This is a genomic window from Corallococcus terminator, from assembly GCF_049194865.1.
Classification (GTDB): domain Bacteria; phylum Myxococcota; class Myxococcia; order Myxococcales; family Myxococcaceae; genus Myxococcus; species Myxococcus terminator_A.
Map to the genome: position 1 here is coordinate 42,410 of NZ_JBLZWL010000050.1, position 18,566 is coordinate 60,975.

The window sequence follows — 18,566 nt, forward strand, 5'->3', positions numbered from 1 at the left end:
GAGGGCCGTGGGCGCCCTGTTGGCCGCTTTCCAGGCAGGGGAGGGGGCTGGCTGGCGCGCCGGTCCACGGCGATGCCGCTGTCACCGGGTGTCGATTCCCGACGGGGTGGCCGGCCGTGAGGTGGGCCGCGTCGCGGCCTGCTCGTTGGCGGGCAGGGAGATGCGCTCCAGGCGGCGACGGAGCTTGAAGAGCCCCCAGAACATGCGGGCCGCGTCCAGGCCGGGGACGACCTTGGAGCCTCCGAAGTCCTCCCAGTCGATGGGGACCTCGAGGCAGCGGGCGCCCTGTCGCTTGAGCAGCGCGAGCAACTCCACGTCGAGCAGCCAGCGCTCCTCGCGCAGCACGTCCAGCAGCGGGCGCAGCACGGAGGCTCGGACGAGCTTCACGCCACATTGCGTGTCATAGAAGCGCAGGCCGAAGTGGAAGTCGGTCAGGGTGGCGAAGATGCGGCCCTGCAGATGACGGTGGAGATTTCGCACCACGCGGCGGCCCGCCATGAGGATGCGCGAGCCGGCCAGCACGTCGACGCCCTGGGCTTCAGGGGCGTCGGTCAGTCGAACCAGCCGGAACAGCTCCTCCGCGTTGATGGCGCCGTCCGCGTCCAGGAACGCGAGCCAGGTGGCCCCAGGAGAGGCGTGACGCCAGCCGAGGCGGATGGCCGAGCCCTTGCCGCCATTGCGAGGCGCCGCGACGTACGTGAAGCGATGGGGAGCGCTCGCGGCCGAGAGGTGGGCCTGGGCTTCATCGACGCTGGCGCGCTGAAGGGTGGCGTGCTCGGGGGCGCTGCCATCGTCCGCGATGATGAACTCCACCCGGGGCGTCGGCTGGAGCAGGGCGACGCGGGCGAGGGACTCCACGAAGCGAGGTAGGCGCTGTCCCTCGTTGTAAGCGGGGATGACGACGCTGATGGAGGGAGCTTCCACTCGCCGGGTTTGAGCACGGAGGGGGAGGGGCGTCAATGCGAGCGCACCACCCGCTCCGCGCCTCTGGGCGAGAGGGGAAGGTGGTGCGCTTCCCCGATGCACGCCTCCGAGCGGCGAGGCCTGGTGGCACGTGGGGCGAGGGTGCCAGCTCTACTGACGCTTCGGCCGGCGCTGCTTGGAAGCGTTGGGCTTGCGGGTGCGCTTCCCGGAAGGAGGTGAGGGTTCCTTCTTCGCCGTGGCCCCAGCGGAAGCGCTGGGAGGCTGCGCCTGCCGGGTCCCTGTGTCGGTCTTGTGGGTCCGGGGCTTGGGGAGGACCGCCACTGCCTCGGTCGACGGCGAGGACTCGCTCCGTGTCGCGGGGCGTGTCGCGTGCATGGGCTCCTTCGCTGGCTGCGAAGCAGGCGCGCGTGCGGGGCGTGGCGCCGACGGAGTCTCAGATGCTCGTGGCTGAACCGCGCTCGACGCCTCCGCCGTCACGTGCGTGGCCTGTCGGGCGCGCAGTTGCTCCACCTCGCGGCGCAGGCGGACGACCTCGGCGGAGAGCTGCGCGTACGAATCGCGCACGTGTCCGTTGAAGACGCGCTGCCGACCCAGGGTCTCGTTGATGAACACCTGGCACGACTTGCGGAAGGCCCACTTGGCCACCACCACGAGCTGCCCCACGCCTCCCCGGTGCGTCTGCAGCGGCAGCGCGCGCGTGGCGTCGGCGTTCTCCTCCAGCGCGTGCAGGTTGAACGTCAGCGGCTCCACCCGAGGCTCGACGCCCTCCGCGGGCACCTCCACCGCTTCGGAAGTGGGCAGCCCCCGCGTTCGCAGGCGCTCCTCGATGCGGGCCAGCAGCTCCCGCGCCGGAATGTCGCGTCCCAGCAGCTTCATCGGTGCTTCTCCTCGAGGATGCGTTGCAGCTCGTCCCGGTAGGCGGCCACCACCTGCGGCCACCCTTGTTTCTTCACGTACGCCAGGCCCTTGGCGCCCAGCGTCTTCCGCGCCTCGCCCACTTCGCGCAGCCCCTGGATGAACGAGTCCAGGTCCGTATACGCGCGCCCCGCGCCACTGCGCGCCACCTGGCCCAGCAGCACGTCCGAGCGCCCGTTCACCAGCACTGGCGTGCCCTGCGCGAAGGCCTCCAGCGTGAGCAGCGACAGGCTCTCGTAGCGAGAGGGCACCACCACCGCCAGGGCACCGGCCAGCGCGTCGTGCTTGTCCTGCTCGGGGATGCGTCCCAGGTAGCGCACGCCATCGCCTTCCAGCGGCATGTGCGCGTCACCCGCGAGCACCAGGTCAGGTGCATCCGCGTACCGCTGCTTCAAGGCCTGATGGAACTGGAGCAGCTCCGGCACGCCCTTGCCCGGCTCCTGCCGTCCCACGTAGAGCAGGTAGTCGCGGTGCACGCCGTGCTTCTGGCGGAAGCGAGCCCCGTCCGCGGCCGGGCGCTCCACGCCCACGCCCACCACGCGCGTCCTCGCATGGCCCGGGAAGTACTTCTCGATGATGGTCAGCTCCTCCGGCGTCAGGCAGAGCAGCGCGCGGGGAAGCTCGAAGACGTCGCGGTATGCATCGAAGCGGATGGGCGCCTCGTCATGCGTCGTCGGCACCAGCAGCGAGCGGTCCGCCACCAGCGGCATGCCCCACACCGTGGGCGCATAGAGGTACGTGAAGAACAGGTAGCCGTCATACGTGTTCCGCGTGTCGGCCAGGTGGCGCAGCAGTCCTGGAGCCAGCGGGCCCTGCTCGGCCACCCACTGCTCCTCGCGCAGCCGCTCGTTGCTCTTGTCGAAGAGCTTTCGCGACAGCCCGTTGAAGCCTCGGATGTTGCGCACCCGCGTCACGGGGAAGCGCAGCACGTCCACGCCTCGAACCTGGTCCTCTCCCTCCGGGAAGTCATTCTCCCAGGACAGGTGGTTCTTCGCGCACGTGGTCAGCACCGTGATGTCCCAGTGCGGCGTGAGGCGCTCTGCCACCTGCGCGGCCAGCATCTCCGCGCCTCCCGTCACCTCGCCATAGCGCTGCACCACCACCGCGACGCGAGGCCGCTTCGGTGGCGCGCGACGGGGACGCGGCGCGGGCAGGAACGGCTTCAGGGCTTCGGACAACGCGCGCTGCACGGACGCGGAGGAGAAGTGCTCCAGCCGGCGTCGCTGACCGGCGATGATGGGCTCGCGAAGCGACAGGTCCTCGCTCAGGTCCACCGCCAGCTCCGCGAGGAAGGCGAAGCGCTTCTGGTCGAACGCGATGCCCGCGCCACCCAGCGTCTCCGGCACCGCCGCGGCGCCATACGCCAGCACGGGCACGTCCGCCGCCATGGCCTCGATGAGCGGAACCCCGAAGCCTTCGTGCTCGCTCATCGACACGAACACGGAGGCGGAGCGGTACGCGGCCACCAGCTCCGCGTGGCTCAGCCGGCCCAGGAAGCTCACGCCGCTCAAGTCCCGCGCCTCGCGCTTGAGCGAACGGAAGTAGCGGCTGCCCGGCTCGTACCCGCCCACCATCAACAGGCGCGCCTGGGGACGCAGCCGCAGCACCTCGCGGTGCAGGGAGAGGAGGTCCTCGAAGCGCTTGTGCGGCATCACCCGGCTGACGCCGAGCAGCACGGGGCCCGGGCCCGACAGCTTGCGCGACAGCTTCGCGTCCGCGCGGTCGGGGCCGAAGCGCTCCGGCTCGATGAGCAGCGGCACCGTGTGGACGTTGCGGTAGCCCGCGACGCGCAGCTCGGCGGAGTTGTAGTCCGACACGCCGATGGCCACGTCCACGAAGGGCGCCATCGCGGCGAGCTGCGCGCGTCCGGCCACCAGCGCGTTCTCCAACGACAGTCCCGAGTAGAAGCGCGCGGGGCTGATGTTGTGGAACACGAGGCCGCGGCGACACTGCAGGTGCATCAGCCGGCTGCTCAGCGGCGAGGCGATGCCGTGGTGATAGAGCACCAGGTCGCCCGGCTCCGGCTTCAACGTCGACGCGGGACTGGCCAATCCCTCCAGGCCCGCGCCCACCTCGTCGGCATACAGGCCGCCCCACACACCCAGCCGGCGCAGGAGGAGCTGCAGGTGCAACGCGGCCTGCCCGGTGGCGTCTCCGGGCACGAAGCTCGCTATCAACTGGTGAATCGCCATGCGCGCCCTGCCTATCACAGGGGCGTGGTATGAGGCGCTCCGTGTCCACCGGCCCCATCGCTTTCGACGCGACGCTCTGGGATGAGCCCACCACCGGAATCGGCCTCTACACTCGCTGTCTCGCGGGCGCGCTGGAAGCCAAGGGTGTGCGGTTGGAGAAGCTGGGCGCGCGGGGCTCAGGCGACCATCCGAGGGGTGACAGTGGCCGCACCGCCTGGACGCTCGCCCGGCTTCCCCGGGTGCTGGAGCGCTCGAAGCCCGCGCTCTACCACGCCCTCGGAAACTTCAATCTCCCCCTGACGCGGATCTCCGGCACGGCCTACGTGCTCACGGTGCTGGACCTGATTCCGCTCATCATGCCGGACACCGTCTCGGCGAAGTTCCGCTGGCAGTTCCGGCTGTGGTTGTCGCGCAGCCTGCTGCTGGCCGACCGCGTGGTGTGCATCAGCGAGCGCACGCGGCAGGACCTGCTGGAGCGCTTCCCGGAAGTGGAGTCGCGCGCCGTGGTGGTGCCCATCGGCGTGGACCATGTCCACGCGCCCGTGCTCGACGCGACGAGCGTGGACTTCCTGCGCTCGCTGGCGCTGCCCAAGGACTTCGTCCTCTACGCGGGCTCGCTCGACGTGCGGAAGAATGTGGACCTGGTGCTGGACGCGATGGAGCGACTGAAGGCCCAGGGGCGGCCGGCGTCGCTCGTGCTCGCGGGACAGAGCTGGTTCGGCTCGGGACGCGTGGAGTCGCGCATCTCGCGGCTGCGCGCGGAGGGGCTCGACATCCGCCCGCTGGGTTACCAGGCGGAGCCGGTGTTCTACGAGCTGATGCGGCGCGCGTCCCTGTTCGTCTTCCCCTCGCGCTACGAGGGCTTCGGCCTGCCTCCGCTGGAGGCGATGCGCCTGGGAACGCCGGCCATCGTCTCGACGGCGGGCTCGCTCCCGGAGGTCTGCGGCAGCGCGGCCCTCGCGGTGAGTCCGGACGACGCGGAGGGGCTCGCGGAGGCCATCCATCGGCTGCTGCGCTCACCAGGGGAGCGCGGCGCCCTGGCCGAGAAGGGCAAGGCCCGGGCCGCGGAGTTCACCTGGGAACGGACGGCGGAAGGAACGCTGGCGGTGTATGAGGCCGCGCTCCGACGCTGAGCGCGGGAGCGAAGTCAGCGGTCCCTCGCGGTCGAATCGAGAGTGGAGGATGACGATGCGAAAGCTCATGTGGAGTGGCCTCGTGCTGAGCGGTCTCCTGGTCGGGTGCGCGAGCGCTCCCGCGAAGCAGGACGCCACGGAGCCTCAGGTGGAGCAGGACGTGGCGGTGTCGCCCGACGCGGAGGCCCCGTTGCCCGGTGAAGCGGTGAAGCCAGCAGAGGCGCTGCCCCTCCAGGTGAAGGCGAATCCCCAGCCCCAGGACGCCATCAACATCGAGGGGGCGAAGGTCGCCGGCAACATCCTGACGCTCAACGTCTCGCATGGCGGTGGCTGCGCCGAGCACACGTACACGCTGGCCTGGGACGGCACCTTCCAGAAGACCGCCAGCGCGGCGCCGGTGGCGAATCTGGTGATGATTCACAACGCGAATGGAGACCGCTGCAAGGCGATGAAGTTCGCCGAGCTCCGGTACGACCTGAGCCCCATCTCCCAGACATGGGCCGCGCAGGCCAGCAAGGGCTCCGGCACGGTGGAGCTGGCCCTGCCTGGACTGTCCGCGCCCGTGAGCTACTCGTTCTGAACCTCGTGGCGGAACTGGACGCGACATGAAGCTCTCGGAGGCCCTGGCCGTACTGGAGCAGCGCTTCAGCGGCCTGGAGGAAGGCGCCCCTCGGCTCGTCGAGGCGGAGGATGACCGCTTCGCCTTGCGGCCGAGCGCCGTGTGGCTCGAGTACCGCTGGTACGTGCGCGCGGGCGGAATGGCGGAGGTGTTCCTCAAGTCGGAGCGCGTCCGTCCGGAGGCTCGCTTCCAGGCCGAGGCCACGGTGCTGCGGGTGCACCTGCTCGGCGCTTCCTCGGAGCTGTCGGAGCGCTCGGCGAAGTTGCTCGTGGGAGGCCGTCCCGCGCCGGAGCGGCTCATGGGCCTGTTCGGTGACGATGGCGTGCGCCGTGAGGTGGTCGCCTTCGGGCGCACGAGCGTCACCGTGGAGCACTGGGACACGCCGGGCCCGCGTCCCGTGCTGGCCGAGGCGCGCTTCCAGGCGCTCGCGGAGCGACTGGCCGACCCGGCCTCGACGCCGGAGGAGCGCCACGAGGCGGTGCAGCGCCTCGCCGATGAGCGCAGCCCTCGCGTGGTCGAGGTGCTGCTGGAGCTGCTCTCGCGTCAGTCCTCGCTGATGGCGCTGCGCGTGTTGTCCGAGTGGGGTGAGGAGCGCTCCAGGGTGCCACTCCTGCGCGCCCTGGACGCGGTGCGCCCCGACAACCCCGCGGACCTGTGGACGCTCATTGCCCTGGTGCGGCGTCTGGATGCTTGGACGCAGGTGAAGCGCTGAGGGAGGCCACGGTGAGGCCCTCCGCGATGAGGTCCTCACGCAGGCGCGTCAGCACCTTGCCCAACAGGTTCAGCCCCCTCCACTTGGACGGGTCCTGGATGTTGGGGTTGTCCATGCTCAGCCCCACACCCCAGATGCGGTCCATGGGACTGGCCTCCACCAGCTCCGTGCCAGAGGTGGCCAGCAACGCCTCCAGCAGCGACGCGTTCTGGGTGAACTTCGCGCGATTGCCCTCGTAGACGATGCGCTCGCGCTCACGCTCCCAGGTGGCGCCATCGAAGTCGCGCACCTTGCGACCCAGCGCCTTCTGCGCCTTGGGCGCCGACGTCTTCAAGATGCTGGCGAGCACCTCCGCGTCACCGAAGACGCGCGCCTTGCCCGCCATCATGTACTGCTCCGTGCAGCCGTAGTGCACCCCGTCCACGACAAAGGCGGAGCGGTGCCACTGCGAGAAGGGGGACTCTTCCTTCCAGAAAAAGGTGAACCTGCCCTGCCGCTGAGTGCCAGCCATCGCGAGCCTCCAGGTTGGTTGGTGTCGATTGTACACCAACGCCTGACGCGCGAGGTCCTGACAAGCACCGTCCAGTCGGGCGACCGCTGGACGGGAGGCGCCTCGGGTGAGGCACCTCCCGTGCGGAGCGCGAATCAGCCCTGGGCGCGGAGGGCGCCCGGAACCTTGGGGCCGAGCACGTCGCGCAGCGCGTCTGTCACCGTCAGCTTCGGCGTCCAGCCCAGCGCGTGCAGCTTGTCCGGAGCGCCGATGAGGCTGGGGATGTCGGAGGGGCGCAGGCGCGCGGGGTCCAGCTCGATGCGCGCATTCACGCCCGCGAGCGTCAGCATCTCCTCCAGCAGGCTGCGGATGGTCCGTCCCTCGCCGCTGCAGATGTTGTACGCCTGCCCGGGCTCGCCCTTCACGAGCAGCAGCCGGTACGCCTCCACCACGTCACGCACGTGGGAGAAGTCGCGCACCGCGTCCAGGTTGCCGGTGCGCAGCACCGGGTCCACCGTGCCCAGACCAATCGCCCGAATCTGCGAGGCGAAGGAGGGCACGACGAACGTGGGGTCCTGTCCCGCGCCCAGGTGGTTGAAGGGCCGCGCCATCATGACTTCCAGCCCGTAGCTGCGGTGGAACTGCACACCCGCCAGCTCCGCCGCGGACTTGGAGGCCGCGTAGGGGCTCAGGGGCACCTCGCGAGTGTCCTCCGTGGCGCGCGTGCCCTCGGGCACCGGGCCGTACACCTCGCCCGAGCCCACGAGGACGACGCGCGTCTTCGGCGCGTTCTCCCGCAGCGCCGTCAACAGATGCACCACCCCCATGGTGTTCACCGCGAACACGCGCGAGGGGTTGTGGTGGCTCTTGGCCACCGAGCTGAAGCCCGCGAGGTGGATGACGCCGTCCGGCTTCGCCTCGGCCACGGCGGCCTTCACCGCGGCCTCGTTTGCCACGTCGAAGTGAAGGGCGCTGCTGCTGACGCCCTCTCCGCGTGGCCCGTGCGCTTCAACCACCTCGTCACCGGCGGCGCGCAGAAGCGCGCACAGATGCCTGCCGACGAACCCATCCGCTCCCGTGACGAGAACCCGCATCTACCGCTGCCCCGCCTTCACGCGCTCCAGGTCAGCGTCCACCATCATCTCCACCAGCTGCTTGAAGCGCACCTTCGGCTCCCAGCCCAGCTTGGCCTTCGCCTTGGCCGGGTCGCCGATGAGCAGGTCCACCTCGGCCGGGCGCACGAACGCCGGGTCGGTGAAGACGTACTTCTGGTAGTCCAGGCCCACGCGGCCGAAGGCGATCTCCACCAGCTCACGCACCGTGTGCGTCTCGTTGGTGGCCACCACGTAGTCCTCGGCCTGGTCCTGCTGGAGCATCAGCCACATGGCCTCCACGTAGTCGCCCGCGAAGCCCCAGTCGCGCTTGGCGTCCAGGTTGCCCATGGGCAGCTTCTCCTGGAGGCCCAGCTTGATGCGCGCGACGTTGTACGTGACTTTGCGCGTGACGAACTCCAGGCCACGGCGCGGCGACTCGTGGTTGAAGAGGATGCCGCTCACCGCGAACAGGCCGAAGGACTCACGGTAGTTCACGGTGATGTGGTGGCCGTACGCCTTGGCCACGCCGTACGGGCTGCGCGGATAGAAGGGCGTGTCCTCGGTCTGGGGGACCTCCAGCACCTTGCCGAACATCTCGCTGGACGACGCCTGGTAGAAACGCACCTGGGGCCGCGTGTGGCGGACGGCCTCCAGCATCTTCGTCACGCCCAGCGCGGTGAACTCACCGGTGAGCACCGGCTGGTTCCAGCTGGTGGGGACGAAGGACTGGGCCGCGAGGTTGTAGACCTCGTCCGGCTTGACGAGATTGAGCAACGCCGCAATCGAGAACTGGTCCAGCAAGTCGCCCTGGTGGAGCTGAACCTTGCCGTGCAGGTGCTGGATGCGCTCGAACTTCTCTTCCGACGAGCGGCGCACCATTCCGTGCACCTCGTAGCCCTTCGACAGAAGAAGCTCCGCGAGATAGCTGCCGTCCTGCCCCGTGATGCCGGTAATGAGTGCGCGCTTGGTCGCCATGGCCTTTTCCGCTGTTGTCTGGAAGACGCACTTTGTACCTGACGCGGTTGCCCGGAGCCAACCGTTCCCGATGGCTTCGTACTTGAAAGGGACACCCCTCGTGCGAAGTTACGGAGGACCCACTTGCCTGGAGAGCCCTGGTCATGCGTCACCCTCTCGTCTTCGCCCTGGCGGCTCTCGTCGCTGGCTCCGTTGCCTCGGCTCAACCCACCCAGCCCTTGCAGGTGCCCGCACAGCGGGAGACGACGCCTGGGCCCCCGGCGACTGGTGGGCTCATCCAGGACGTCGCCGTCTGGGTAGGGACACCCGACGGCGGGGGGGCGGATGCGGGCCTCGGCCTGTTGCTCACGGCCTATGACAATCAGAACTCCGGCCTCTCCACGTTCGGGTTGGATGGTCAACAGCTGGAGCAGGAGCAGGATGGGCCCACGGTGAGCGTCGCGGTCCGCGATGGCTTCCGGTTGGGGCAGGCGACGCGTTCCCTGGCGGTGACGGCGAACACCGTCGTGGGGTTGTCGGCCTACGTCGTGGATGGTTTCCAGGCGACGAATCGGGTGCAGCGGATTGGCGTGGGACCGTTCGTCGCCAACAGCACGGTCTTCAACACCGTGACGCTCTATCGCAGCCCCAGCACCGGTCGCTTCTTCGTGTTCGCGGGGACCGCGAGCGGCTCCCTCCAGCAGTTCGAGCTGTCCGGAGAGGATGGCGGGTTGTCCTCCACGCTCGTGCGTCCGGCCATCGACGTGGGGGGCCCCATCACCGGGCTGGTGGCCGACGAGGAGCTGGGCTTCGTCTACGTCGTGCAGTCCGGCGAGGCCATCTGGCGCTACAACGCCGAGCCCAACGGCGGCACCACCCGCGTGTCGGTGGCGTCCCTGACGGGGACGGACCGGAACCTGTCCGGCACCGTCAACCGCCTGGCGCTGTATCGCGGGGCCAACGCGGAGGGTTACCTGCTGGCGGCGGACACGGGCGCTGGCACGTTCGCCGTGTTGGACCGCCGCACGTATGCCTTCCTGGGTTCGTTCTTCGTGGTGGCGGGGGATGGAGGCGTCGGCGCGGCGGAGTCTCCGCGTGCGCTGGCGGTGTCGGCGCTGCCGGTGGGCCCCCAGTTCCCCGACGGACTCTTCGTCGCGCAGGACTCCAACAATGGCGGCACGGACAACCTGAAGCTCTTGCGCTGGGATGTGGTGGCCGCGGCCTTCACTCCGCCGCTGCGCGTCGACACCCGGCCGGCGACGGGTGACGGTGGCACGGACGCGGGCTCGGACGGCGGCGCCGATGGTGGTTCGGATGGAGGGGGTGGTATCGGTGGCGGCGGTGGTCGGCCCTCACCCGGTGGTGGCGGTATCGACCTCGACTCCGACACGTCGGGCTGCAACTGCGCCACGGCCTCCGTGCCCGGCAGTGTGCTCCTCGGCCTGCTGGCCCTGGGGTTGTCGGTGCGCCGACGCCGCGAGCGCTGAAGCGCGTTGCCATGGGGCGCGGGGCACGATGAAGTGCGGCCGCTCATGCGTTCCCCGCGTCCCTTCCTCCTCGCGCTCGTGACTTGTGCCGCCGCCTGTGCCGGCACCCAGCCCTCCGCGCCTGTCGCCACGCCTCCCGACTCGCCGGTGCGAATCACGCTGGTGGGCCTCAACGACTTCCACGGACAGGTGGAGCCGCACCGCACGCGGCTCGCGGATGGACGCGTGGTGGAGGAGGGCGGCGCCGCCACGCTCGCCGCGTACGTCGCGCGGCTTCGCGAGGACAACCCCGGAGGCGTGTTGCTGCTGGATGGCGGCGACCTCTTCCAGGGCACGCTGGCGTCGAACCTCACCGAGGGCGCCATCGTCGTCGACGTGTACAACCACCTGGGCTTCACGGCGGCGGCCATCGGCAACCACGAGTTCGACTACGGGCCCGTGGGTCCGGCGCCCATGGCCTCGGGCTCCGGTGAGGACCCGCTCGGCGCCCTCAAGGCGCGCGTGAAGCAGGCGCGCTTCCCCCTGCTGTCCGCCAACCTCCGCGACGCGGCGACGGGCAAGTCTCCCGCGTGGCTGGGCAATGACGGCACCCACATCGTCGTGGTGAAGGGCCTTCGCGTCGGAGTGCTGGGCCTCACCACCGAGTCGACTCCCAGCGTCACCAATCCGGCCAACGTCGGCTCGCTGCGCTTCGCGCCCCTGGCGTCCTCGGCGCTGGAGGCCTCGCGTTCCCTGCGAGAGCGCGGCGCGGACGTCGTGGTCGCGGTGGCGCATGCGGGCGGCGGTTGCGTGGACCTGCGCAATCCCCGCGACACGTCGAGCTGCGACAAGGGCGACGCGGAGATTGTCGACATGCTGGCCGCGCTGCCCCAGGGCACGCTGGACGCGGTGGTGGCGGGGCACACGCACCAGACGATGGGCCACTTCTTCCACGGAGTGCCCATCATCGAGACGACGGGACAGGCCCGCTCGTTGGGCGTGGTGGAGCTCTTCGTCGACCCGGTGCGTCGCCGCGTGGACCCGTCGCTCACGCGCATCCAGGCCGCCATTCCGCTGTGCACCCAGGTGGACGCGGTCCATGGGGACTGTGATGGCCGCCGCCTGCGCGAGCGCGCCGAGGTGAAGCTGGCGCCGTCGGTCTTCCTGGGCACCGCCATGCAGCCGGACGCGGAAGTGACGCGGCTGCTCGCGCCCACGCTGGCGAAGGTCGACGAGGACCAGCGCCGCGCCTCGGGCGTCTCCTGCGCGTCGCCCCTGGCGCGCGGCTTCACGGAGGAGGGCGCGCTGGGCAACCTCATCGCGGATGCGCTGCGCGAGGCGGCCGGCGCGGACGCCGCGGTGATGAACCCCGGTGGCATCCGGGCCGACCTGCCAGGTGGGACGCTGTCCTTCGGCCACGTCTACCAGGCGCTCCCTTTCGACAACACGGTGGCGGTGCTCACGCTCACCGGCGCGGAGCTGCGGCACCTGCTGGAGCTGGCCCATGGGGTGGAGCGCGGCGCCGTGTTCGCCGTGTCCGGCCTCGAGTTGACGCTGGCCCGCTGCCCGGGGCCCGGCCGGCTCCAGGGCGTCACGCTGGAGGGCGGAAAGCCGATCCTCCCGGAGCGGCGCTACCGCGTCGCGGTGCCGGACTTCCTCGCCCGGGGCGGTGACGGCGTGGACGGCGTGACGCGGCCCTTGCCCCCCGAGCGCGCTGAGCTGTCCCCGTTCCGGGGAATGGACCTGCGCGAGGCGCTGATCGCCTACGGCCGCTCCCACGGGGGCGTCCTGCCCACGCCCGCGTTGGGGCGCGTGCGCTACAGCGGTGTCGCACAGGTGTGTCCCACGGCGTCTCGCTGAGGGAGCCTGGGCTGAAAATTCGGCCGCGAGCTGATCCGCTGGAGGTGAAGGGTGCCGCCAACCCTTGGAAAGATCAGCGGAAACGCTCCAGGGCCGATTTTTCGGCCTGGGATCAGTTTTCAACGGGAGGAAGAGTCCTTACTCTAGGGCTCGCGAGTGCCCGTGCCGAGGTGGCCCCATCATCAGGGACTGCGTGCGAGGGCCCTCGAGAGCGAGGGACCGACATGCTCTACAAAGTGACCCCGATGATGCCGCCGCCGCCGGACAAGGCGAAGCCGCGTGAGCCGGGGCAGGCTCAGCCACGCAAGCGGCGCAAGTCCGCCGTCTACGACGGGGAAGGCCACGAGGTGCTCATCTCGTTGATGTGCATCAAGTGTCGCACCCTGAAGCCGCTGGCCCAGTTCGGTCTGCGCAAGATGGCGGACGGCGCCATCCGCAACCAGCCCTGGTGCCGGACGTGCCGCTCGGGCGCGGGGACCAAGAAGCCCAAGGCTGGCAAGGGTGAGACCGCCGCGCCCGCCGAGGCCGCTCCGGTGCTCCAGGTCGTCGAGCGCTCCGCTCCGAAGGCCACCGCCGAAGTCGCCGCGCCCGCCTCGCCCACGCGGGGCTGAGCGCTTTTCGCGAGCCGAAGACACTCCCCGGGTCGACCATTTTCTGGCCGACCCGAAGGGACGTTTTCGAGCCCGACGTCACGACAGTCGCAAGCCCGCCGGCAGCGTGTCGCCGAGCGCGCGGGCTTCGTCCGCCGCCTCCAGCGCTACCACCTCGCGCACCATTCGCACCCACGTCTCCGCCGCCTGGGCCGCGACGAGCGCCTGTGCGGCGCGCTCTCGTAGCGCCGGGTCCAAATCTCGCGTGCGGTCACCCGTGAGTCGCGCGAGCTGCGCGGCGGCGAAGGGCGCGCCGTCGATCTTCCGCAAGTCCAGCTCCAGCAGCAGCGTGAGCCACGCCTCCGCGGTCTCCACGTCCACCACCTTGTGGCCGCTGCCGTAGAGGGGCACGCGCGCGCCCAGCCGTCCCAGGGCCCAGGCCCACGGGCCGCCGGACTTCGCCTCGGCCTTCAGTCGCTCGGCGATCCATCGCCCCACCTCCGCCTTGTCGGAGGGCGCCAGGTGCTCCAGTGAGGCCGCCGTGCGCACCATCTCCTCCAACCCTTCTGGTTGGATTCCCTTGAGCTTGCCGGGAGGAGGCGTACCAGGGGGCACCTTCCTCGCGAGGTGCGGCTGCAGGTAGGCGTAGAGCTTCTGCTGCTGCGCCTCGGTGAGCCCTCCGGCGACGCGGCGCCACATCACCCAGAACTCCGTCCACACCGCCTTGTCCGAGTGGTGCTGCACCAGCGCGTCGAAGAGGCTGAAGGTCTGCTCCGCGCGCCAGCCGTCCAGCGGGTAGCCGAAGCCCGGGCGCAGGGTGAAGCCCGCGAGGCTGTAGAAGACGCGCTCGTGGTCCTCGCTGCGACGGCGCTTGCTGGCGCCCGCGTACAGCGTGCTCCACATCTCGCGCAGCACCGGTACGCGCCACGTGTCGCGAGGCCCCAGCGCCTTCTCCAGCGTCCGGGAGAGCTGCTTCACGTCCTTGGGCCCCAAGGGCAGCGGCTTGTTGCCGTAGACGCGCTCGATGTTGTCCTTCGCCTCGGCGAAGCGCGCGGGCATGGACTCGGTGACGGTCAGCTCGTGGGAGCCTCCCGTGCCGCGCAGCTCGAACTCCAGGCGCCACCGCTCGTCCGCGACGTCGGAGACGCAGTACAGCTCCAGCGTGCCAATCTCCGTCAGCGCCGCCTGGAGATGCACTGGCACGTCCGCCACCTTTCCCGACGCGCCCTTGAGCAGCGTGTGGATGGGCGGCAGGGGCTTCAAGTCTTCCGCCAGGGGCACCAGGTCCCCGGGCTTGTCGATGCGGTCGCTCGTCGTCGAGTAGATCTGGAACTGCACGGGTCGACCGAGCGTAAGGGTGAAGGGGCGCTCACCCAGGTCGACCTTCTGGCCCTCCTCGAAGCCTCGGGGGATGAGGCAGAGGGCGGGCTGCTCCGTGCTGTCCGCCGCGCGCTGCAGGCCCACGTAGTACGCGCGCGCCGCGCCACCGCCGATGCGCAGGCCATGCCCGCGCCGCACCAGTCCGTAGTACGCCGCGCCGCGAGCCACGGCCAGCTCCAGCGACACATGGCGCAAGAGGGAGATTTTCGGCGCGTCCGGCCACCACGCGGACACGGCCTCCACCAGCCGCTCCGAAATCCAGGGCGAGTTGAAGACGCCGCCGTTGAGGAGGATGGCGTCGGGGCGGGGGAGGGCGCCCTCGGAAGGAGGGGCCTCGCCCAGGGCCGCGAAGCCCGCCGCCGCGTGCTGCGCGAGGAACGCCGCCAGATGACGCGTCACCGCCGCGTCCTGCACGTACGGCAGGCCCAGCTCCTGGAGCGCCATGCGCGCGGCGCGACGGGGCCGCTCGGTGGGCGGGGTGCGCGGGAAGAAGCCGTCCAGCACCAGCGCGTGCGCCTCCTCGCGCGTCAGCTCGGACGACAGGGTGCCGCCCAGCAGTCGGCTGCCCTCGCCCGCGAGCGACACGCCGTACTTCTCCGGAGGCTCCTTGCCCAGCAGCGCTTCCTTCGCGGTGCGCGCGGCCTGAATCGCCTGCGTCCACTGCGTAGCGGACAGGCGGCGTCCGTCCGAGAGGAGCTTCTCCTCGACGCGGCGGGCCAGCGCGGCGTCCATGTTGTCGCCCCCCAGCATCAGGTGGTCGCCCACCGCGAGGCGCCGCAGCATGGGGCCTTCGGGCGATACGCCCGCGTGCACCAGCGTGAAGTCGGTGGTGCCGCCGCCCACGTCCACCACGAGCACCAGCCGGACGTGGGAGAGCGTCTCTTCCAGGTCAGCGCGGTGGCGCGCGGTGTAGTCGTAGAAGGCTGCCTGCGGCTCCTCGAGCAGGGTGAACTTCTCCAGCCCCGCCTTGCGCGCGGCGCTCACCGTGAGGGCGCGCGCGGCCTCGTCGAAGGAGGCGGGGACGGTGATGACCACCTCCTGCTTCGACAGGGGCTCCTCCGGATGCGTGTAGTCCCACGCGCGCGCCAGGTGCGTCAGGAGCAGGGCGCTGGCGTCGACGGGGGACAGCTTCTGGACGTCCGCCGGGGCGCCCCAGGGGAGGATGGGGGCGGAGCGGTCCACGCCCGGGTGACACAGCCAGCTCTTGGCGCTGGCCACCAGCCGCCCCGGCACCCGGGCGCCCTGCCAGCGGGCCAGCTCACCCACCACCCACGGGCCGCCGTCGTCACCCCACGGAAGCCGGAGGGACTCGGTGCTCAGCTCGTGCCCCGCCGGCACGTACACGGTGGAGGGAAGCAGCGCGCGCGGCGCCACTTCCCCCTGACGCACGAGCTGGGGAACGGGGAAGTCCTCCACGGGCGCGCTCGCGCCCCGGGCGGGGTCCACGGACGCCACCGCGCAGTGGGTGGTGCCCAGGTCGATGCCGACGATTCGCATACACCTCCGTTTGCCGGCCGGCGTTCTACTCCTTCATGCGGACGTTGAGCTCCAGCTTCCAACGTCCGGAGCCACCTTTCTCCAGGCACCGCAGCTCCAGCGTCCCCACCTCCGTCACCGCGGCCTGCAGGTTGACGGGGGTCAAATCGCCGAAGGCCGAGGCCTGTCCGGGCATGGTGGTCTCGATGGGGGCCAGCTCCTCCATCTCCCCCTTCGCCAGCTCGTCCGCGACGTCATCCACCATGACGCCGACCTTGTCGTCGCGCCGCATGGAGGAGGAGAAGAAGCGGAAGCTGGTGGGCTCGCCGGTGACGAGGCCGAACTCCTGCGGTGGCACATCCGCCTGCGTGCCTTCCTCCATGCCGAAGGGCGCCACGCACAGGGCCTTCACCGGAGGCTCGAAGCCCGGCACCGCGGGCATCGCCGACTCCACGCCCACGTAGTACGCGCGCGCCGTGCCGCCCCGGATGCGCAGGCCGTTGCCCTGGCGCACCCAGCCGTAATACGCCGCGCCGCGCGCCACCGCGAGGTCCAGGTCCGCGCCCTCCAGCTCCTTGGCGGGCTCGCCCCCGTCCGCCTTCAGCCACATGTTGAGCACCTCCATGACGCGCTCCTTGAGAGGGCCCGCCTTGAAGACGCCACCGTTGAAGAGCACCGCCGTCGGGTGCAGGAAGGACTTGTCTCCGACGTCCACCGGCGCGTCGTGGCTGGACGCCAGCGCCTGGGCCTGACGCGTGAGGAAGGCCGCCAGGTGCCGCGAGACGCCAGCGTCCTGCGCGTACGGCAGCGCCATCTGCGCCAGGCCCGAGCGCCGCGCGGTGCGGGGCAGCTCCGAGAGGGGCGTCACGGGGAAGAAGCCGTCGGTGAGGACGCGGTCCAGCTCCTCGCGCGTCAGCTCCGTGCGCAGCGTGCCGCCGATGAGGGACGAGCCGCGGCCGGGGATGGAGATGGGCACCTTGTCCAGCGAGGTGTCGCCGTACAGCGTCTCCTTCGCCTGCCGACAGCCGTAGGTGAGGGCGTTGAACTGCCACGGGTCCAGCTTCTTGCCGTCGGCCGCCAGACGCTGGTTGAGCGTGTGCGCCAGGGCCAGGTCCATGTTGTCGCCGCCCAGGAGGATGTGGTCGCCCACCGCCACGCGCAGCAGCTCCACCTCGCCACCGCTGTCTCGCACGGTGATGACGGAGAAGTCGGACGTGCCGCCGCCCACGTCCACCACGAGGATGACCTCGCCGGGCTTCACCTGCTGCCGGAAGTTCTCCCCCATGGCCTCCAGCCACGCGTACAGCGCGGCCTGCGGCTCCTCGAGCAGGGTGAGGCGCTCGATTCCCGCCGCCTTCGCCGCCTCCAGCGTCAGCTCGCGCGCCGCCGCGTCGAAGGACGCGGGGACGGTGACGATGACGTCCTGGGTGGCCAGGGCGTTGCCGGACTCGTCATCCCCCTGGGCGAAGGTCGCGTCCCACGCCTCCTTGAGGTGGCGCAGGAAGCGCGCGGACGCGTCCAGCGGGGACACGCGCTGCACGTCCTCCGGGGCCTGCCACGGCAACAGCGCCGAGCGCCGGTCCACGCCGGGATGGGACAGCCAGCTCTTGGGCGAGGACACCAGCCGGGTGGGGACCTTGGCCCCGTGGGAGCGGGCGAACTCACCGATGATGGAGGTGGCGTCCTTGTTCCACGGCAGCGCCAGGCTGCCCTGGGGGAACTCCTGGGCGGAGGGCAGATAGAGGAAGGAGGGCAGCAGCGGGCGCGCTTCCAGCGTGCCGGGCGCTGTCAGCTGGGGGATCGGCAACATCGACTGCGCGCGTCCCCGGGCCTTGCTGTCCTCGAGGTTGAAGTACGACACCGCGGAGTGCGTGGTGCCAAGGTCGATGCCGATGGAATAGCGGGCCATATCGGGCTTGAACTCCTTGAGGGCTCCCTTTTGTCCGGTCTGCATGTCCGCCGAGCGACGCTCAGGCGAGCTCGACTTCCGCTGGAGCGAGCACTCGCGGGTCCATGGCGGGGCTCACGACCGGAAACTTCACTTCCGAGGTCACCCAACCGTGGTGGCGCAGCGTGCCGGTGTGGGGGGGCTGGCCCGTCACGTTGCCGATGAGGCGGATGCGCTGGGCATCGAAGGACACGGGCACGGTGACCTGTTCCCCCTCTGACTGAGGGAGCACCGGCTTGAGGGTGAAGTACTGACCCACCACCTTGCGGCACCCCTCATGGACGGTGCGGCAGGCGGCGCCCACCTCGGCGTCCGAGAAGGCGGCCACGTTCTCCTGGAGGAAGTCCACCAGCCGACCTTCCCGCTGGAGCATGGCCAGCAGGGCCAGGGCGCTGGCGTGCTCCCGCTCGGGCGGCAGGGCAGGGGGAGGCGGAGGGGCCTTTTCCACCGGAGGGGTGGGGGTAGGCGTGCCGGAAGGCAGGAGGTTCAGCTGCCCGGCGTCGTAGGCCCGGCTGGCGGGCAGCACGGCCTGGGCGAAGTCACCGGACACGAGGCAGCGCCAGAAGCAGAGCCAGGCGAGCCAGAAGCGCGCGAAGAACGACAGCGAGGCAGACGGGTCAGTCATCGACTCCGGATAACAAAGCCCGCCTGCTTTGCAATTCGGCAGTTGCCCGAAATGCCCCCAAATGCAAAGGGCCTCACGGTTTCCCGTGAGGCCCTTCGTTTTCAACATGGTGGAGGTGGACGGGATCGAACCGACGACCTTCGCATTGCGAACGCGACGCTCTCCCAACTGAGCTACACCCCCATTAC

General features: G+C 70.4%; 15 protein-coding genes and 1 tRNA gene. 6 read left to right on the forward strand and 10 right to left on the reverse strand.

Annotated features, from left to right (window positions below; genetic code table 11):
* Positions 1–81: 81 nt before the first annotated feature.
* The 3 genes from ACN469_RS16665 to ACN469_RS16675 form a co-directional block, all read right to left on the reverse strand.
* On the reverse strand, positions 82–924 hold the full coding sequence (locus tag ACN469_RS16665; protein WP_498769035.1) for a glycosyltransferase: 843 nt from the start codon (positions 922–924) through the stop codon (positions 82–84).
* A gap of 150 nt (positions 925–1,074) precedes the next feature.
* Complete coding sequence (locus ACN469_RS16670) at positions 1,075–1,800, reverse strand: hypothetical protein (RefSeq protein WP_498769037.1); 726 nt, start codon at positions 1,798–1,800, stop codon at positions 1,075–1,077.
* Complete coding sequence (locus ACN469_RS16675; RefSeq protein WP_498769039.1) at positions 1,797–4,031, reverse strand: glycosyltransferase family 4 protein; 2,235 nt, start codon at positions 4,029–4,031, stop codon at positions 1,797–1,799. The genes ACN469_RS16670 and ACN469_RS16675 overlap by 4 nt, the downstream gene beginning before the upstream one ends.
* Before the next feature lie 29 nt (positions 4,032–4,060).
* Between ACN469_RS16675 and ACN469_RS16680 the strand changes: the two genes are divergently transcribed.
* Genes ACN469_RS16680 through ACN469_RS16690 form a run of 3 tightly spaced genes read left to right on the forward strand, consistent with a single transcriptional unit; the run spans position 4,061 to position 6,495 of the window.
* Positions 4,061–5,164: a glycosyltransferase family 4 protein gene (locus tag ACN469_RS16680; protein ID WP_498769041.1), complete on the forward strand. Its 1,104-nt coding sequence runs from the start codon at positions 4,061–4,063 to the stop codon at positions 5,162–5,164.
* 55 nt (positions 5,165–5,219) lie between these two features.
* Positions 5,220–5,744 (forward strand): hypothetical protein, encoded by a 525-nt coding sequence (locus ACN469_RS16685; protein ID WP_498769043.1) that lies wholly within the window; start codon positions 5,220–5,222, stop codon positions 5,742–5,744.
* 25 nt (positions 5,745–5,769) lie between these two features.
* Complete coding sequence (locus tag ACN469_RS16690) at positions 5,770–6,495, forward strand: hypothetical protein (RefSeq protein WP_498769045.1); 726 nt, start codon at positions 5,770–5,772, stop codon at positions 6,493–6,495.
* Here the strand turns inward: ACN469_RS16690 and ybiA are convergent.
* From ybiA to gmd, 3 genes are all read right to left on the reverse strand, one after another.
* Positions 6,446–7,006 carry a riboflavin biosynthesis intermediates N-glycosidase gene (gene ybiA / locus ACN469_RS16695; protein WP_498769047.1) on the reverse strand — a complete coding sequence of 187 codons (561 nt, stop codon included), beginning with the start codon at positions 7,004–7,006 and terminating at the stop codon, positions 6,446–6,448. The two genes, ACN469_RS16690 and ybiA, sit on opposite strands and share 50 nt — an antisense overlap.
* Before the next feature lie 134 nt (positions 7,007–7,140).
* Positions 7,141–8,079 (reverse strand): GDP-mannose 4,6-dehydratase, encoded by a 939-nt coding sequence (locus ACN469_RS16700; RefSeq protein WP_498769049.1) that lies wholly within the window; start codon positions 8,077–8,079, stop codon positions 7,141–7,143.
* Positions 8,080–9,054, reverse strand: a complete 975-nt coding sequence (gmd, locus tag ACN469_RS16705) for a GDP-mannose 4,6-dehydratase (protein WP_498769051.1) — start codon at positions 9,052–9,054, stop codon at positions 8,080–8,082.
* A 143-nt stretch (positions 9,055–9,197) separates the two neighbouring features.
* Between gmd and ACN469_RS16710 the strand changes: the two genes are divergently transcribed.
* The 3 genes from ACN469_RS16710 to ACN469_RS16720 all read left to right on the forward strand — a co-directional run bounded on the left by ACN469_RS16710 (position 9,198) and on the right by ACN469_RS16720 (position 12,970).
* The gene (locus tag ACN469_RS16710; protein WP_498769053.1) at positions 9,198–10,520 is read left to right on the forward strand and encodes a myxosortase-dependent phytase-like phosphatase; all 1,323 of its coding nucleotides are present in this window, start codon (positions 9,198–9,200) and stop codon (positions 10,518–10,520) included.
* Between the two features lie 45 nt (positions 10,521–10,565).
* Entirely contained in the window at positions 10,566–12,359 is a 1,794-nt protein-coding gene (locus tag ACN469_RS16715) for a bifunctional metallophosphatase/5'-nucleotidase (protein ID WP_498769055.1), read from the forward strand.
* Positions 12,360–12,583: 224 nt separating this feature from the next.
* Positions 12,584–12,970, forward strand: a complete 387-nt coding sequence (locus tag ACN469_RS16720) for a hypothetical protein (RefSeq protein WP_498769057.1) — start codon at positions 12,584–12,586, stop codon at positions 12,968–12,970.
* Positions 12,971–13,048: 78 nt separating this feature from the next.
* Here ACN469_RS16720 and ACN469_RS16725 read toward each other — a convergent pair whose 3' ends face one another.
* From ACN469_RS16725 to ACN469_RS16740, 4 genes are all read right to left on the reverse strand, one after another.
* Positions 13,049–15,826, reverse strand: a complete 2,778-nt coding sequence (locus ACN469_RS16725) for an Hsp70 family protein (protein ID WP_498769059.1) — start codon at positions 15,824–15,826, stop codon at positions 13,049–13,051.
* Positions 15,827–15,851: 25 nt separating this feature from the next.
* Positions 15,852–17,714, reverse strand: a complete 1,863-nt coding sequence (locus ACN469_RS16730; protein ID WP_498769061.1) for an Hsp70 family protein — start codon at positions 17,712–17,714, stop codon at positions 15,852–15,854.
* A gap of 61 nt (positions 17,715–17,775) precedes the next feature.
* Positions 17,776–18,378 (reverse strand): DUF2760 domain-containing protein, encoded by a 603-nt coding sequence (locus tag ACN469_RS16735; RefSeq protein WP_498769063.1) that lies wholly within the window; start codon positions 18,376–18,378, stop codon positions 17,776–17,778.
* A 107-nt stretch (positions 18,379–18,485) separates the two neighbouring features.
* A tRNA-Ala gene (locus tag ACN469_RS16740) sits at positions 18,486–18,561 on the reverse strand.
* Positions 18,562–18,566 lie beyond the last annotated feature (5 nt).

What these genes read in the sequence shown, in the direction of transcription:
- ACN469_RS16670 (WP_498769037.1), bottom strand. Translation starts at nt 1,800, where the DNA reads ATGAAGCTGCTGGGACGCGACATTCCGGCGCGGGAGCTGCTGGCCCGC.
- ACN469_RS16675 (WP_498769039.1), bottom strand. Translation starts at nt 4,031, where the DNA reads ATGGCGATTCACCAGTTGATAGCGAGCTTCGTGCCCGGAGACGCCACC.
- ACN469_RS16680 (WP_498769041.1), top strand. Translation starts at nt 4,061, where the DNA reads ATGAGGCGCTCCGTGTCCACCGGCCCCATCGCTTTCGACGCGACGCTC.
- ACN469_RS16685 (WP_498769043.1), top strand. Translation starts at nt 5,220, where the DNA reads ATGCGAAAGCTCATGTGGAGTGGCCTCGTGCTGAGCGGTCTCCTGGTC.
- ACN469_RS16690 (WP_498769045.1), top strand. Translation starts at nt 5,770, where the DNA reads ATGAAGCTCTCGGAGGCCCTGGCCGTACTGGAGCAGCGCTTCAGCGGC.
- ybiA (WP_498769047.1), bottom strand. Translation starts at nt 7,006, where the DNA reads ATGGCTGGCACTCAGCGGCAGGGCAGGTTCACCTTTTTCTGGAAGGAA.
- ACN469_RS16700 (WP_498769049.1), bottom strand. Translation starts at nt 8,079, where the DNA reads ATGCGGGTTCTCGTCACGGGAGCGGATGGGTTCGTCGGCAGGCATCTG.
- gmd (WP_498769051.1), bottom strand. Translation starts at nt 9,054, where the DNA reads ATGGCGACCAAGCGCGCACTCATTACCGGCATCACGGGGCAGGACGGC.
- ACN469_RS16710 (WP_498769053.1), top strand. Translation starts at nt 9,198, where the DNA reads ATGCGTCACCCTCTCGTCTTCGCCCTGGCGGCTCTCGTCGCTGGCTCC.
- ACN469_RS16715 (WP_498769055.1), top strand. Translation starts at nt 10,566, where the DNA reads ATGCGTTCCCCGCGTCCCTTCCTCCTCGCGCTCGTGACTTGTGCCGCC.
- ACN469_RS16720 (WP_498769057.1), top strand. Translation starts at nt 12,584, where the DNA reads ATGCTCTACAAAGTGACCCCGATGATGCCGCCGCCGCCGGACAAGGCG.
- ACN469_RS16725 (WP_498769059.1), bottom strand. Translation starts at nt 15,826, where the DNA reads ATGCGAATCGTCGGCATCGACCTGGGCACCACCCACTGCGCGGTGGCG.
- ACN469_RS16730 (WP_498769061.1), bottom strand. Translation starts at nt 17,714, where the DNA reads ATGGCCCGCTATTCCATCGGCATCGACCTTGGCACCACGCACTCCGCG.
- ACN469_RS16735 (WP_498769063.1), bottom strand. Translation starts at nt 18,378, where the DNA reads ATGACTGACCCGTCTGCCTCGCTGTCGTTCTTCGCGCGCTTCTGGCTC.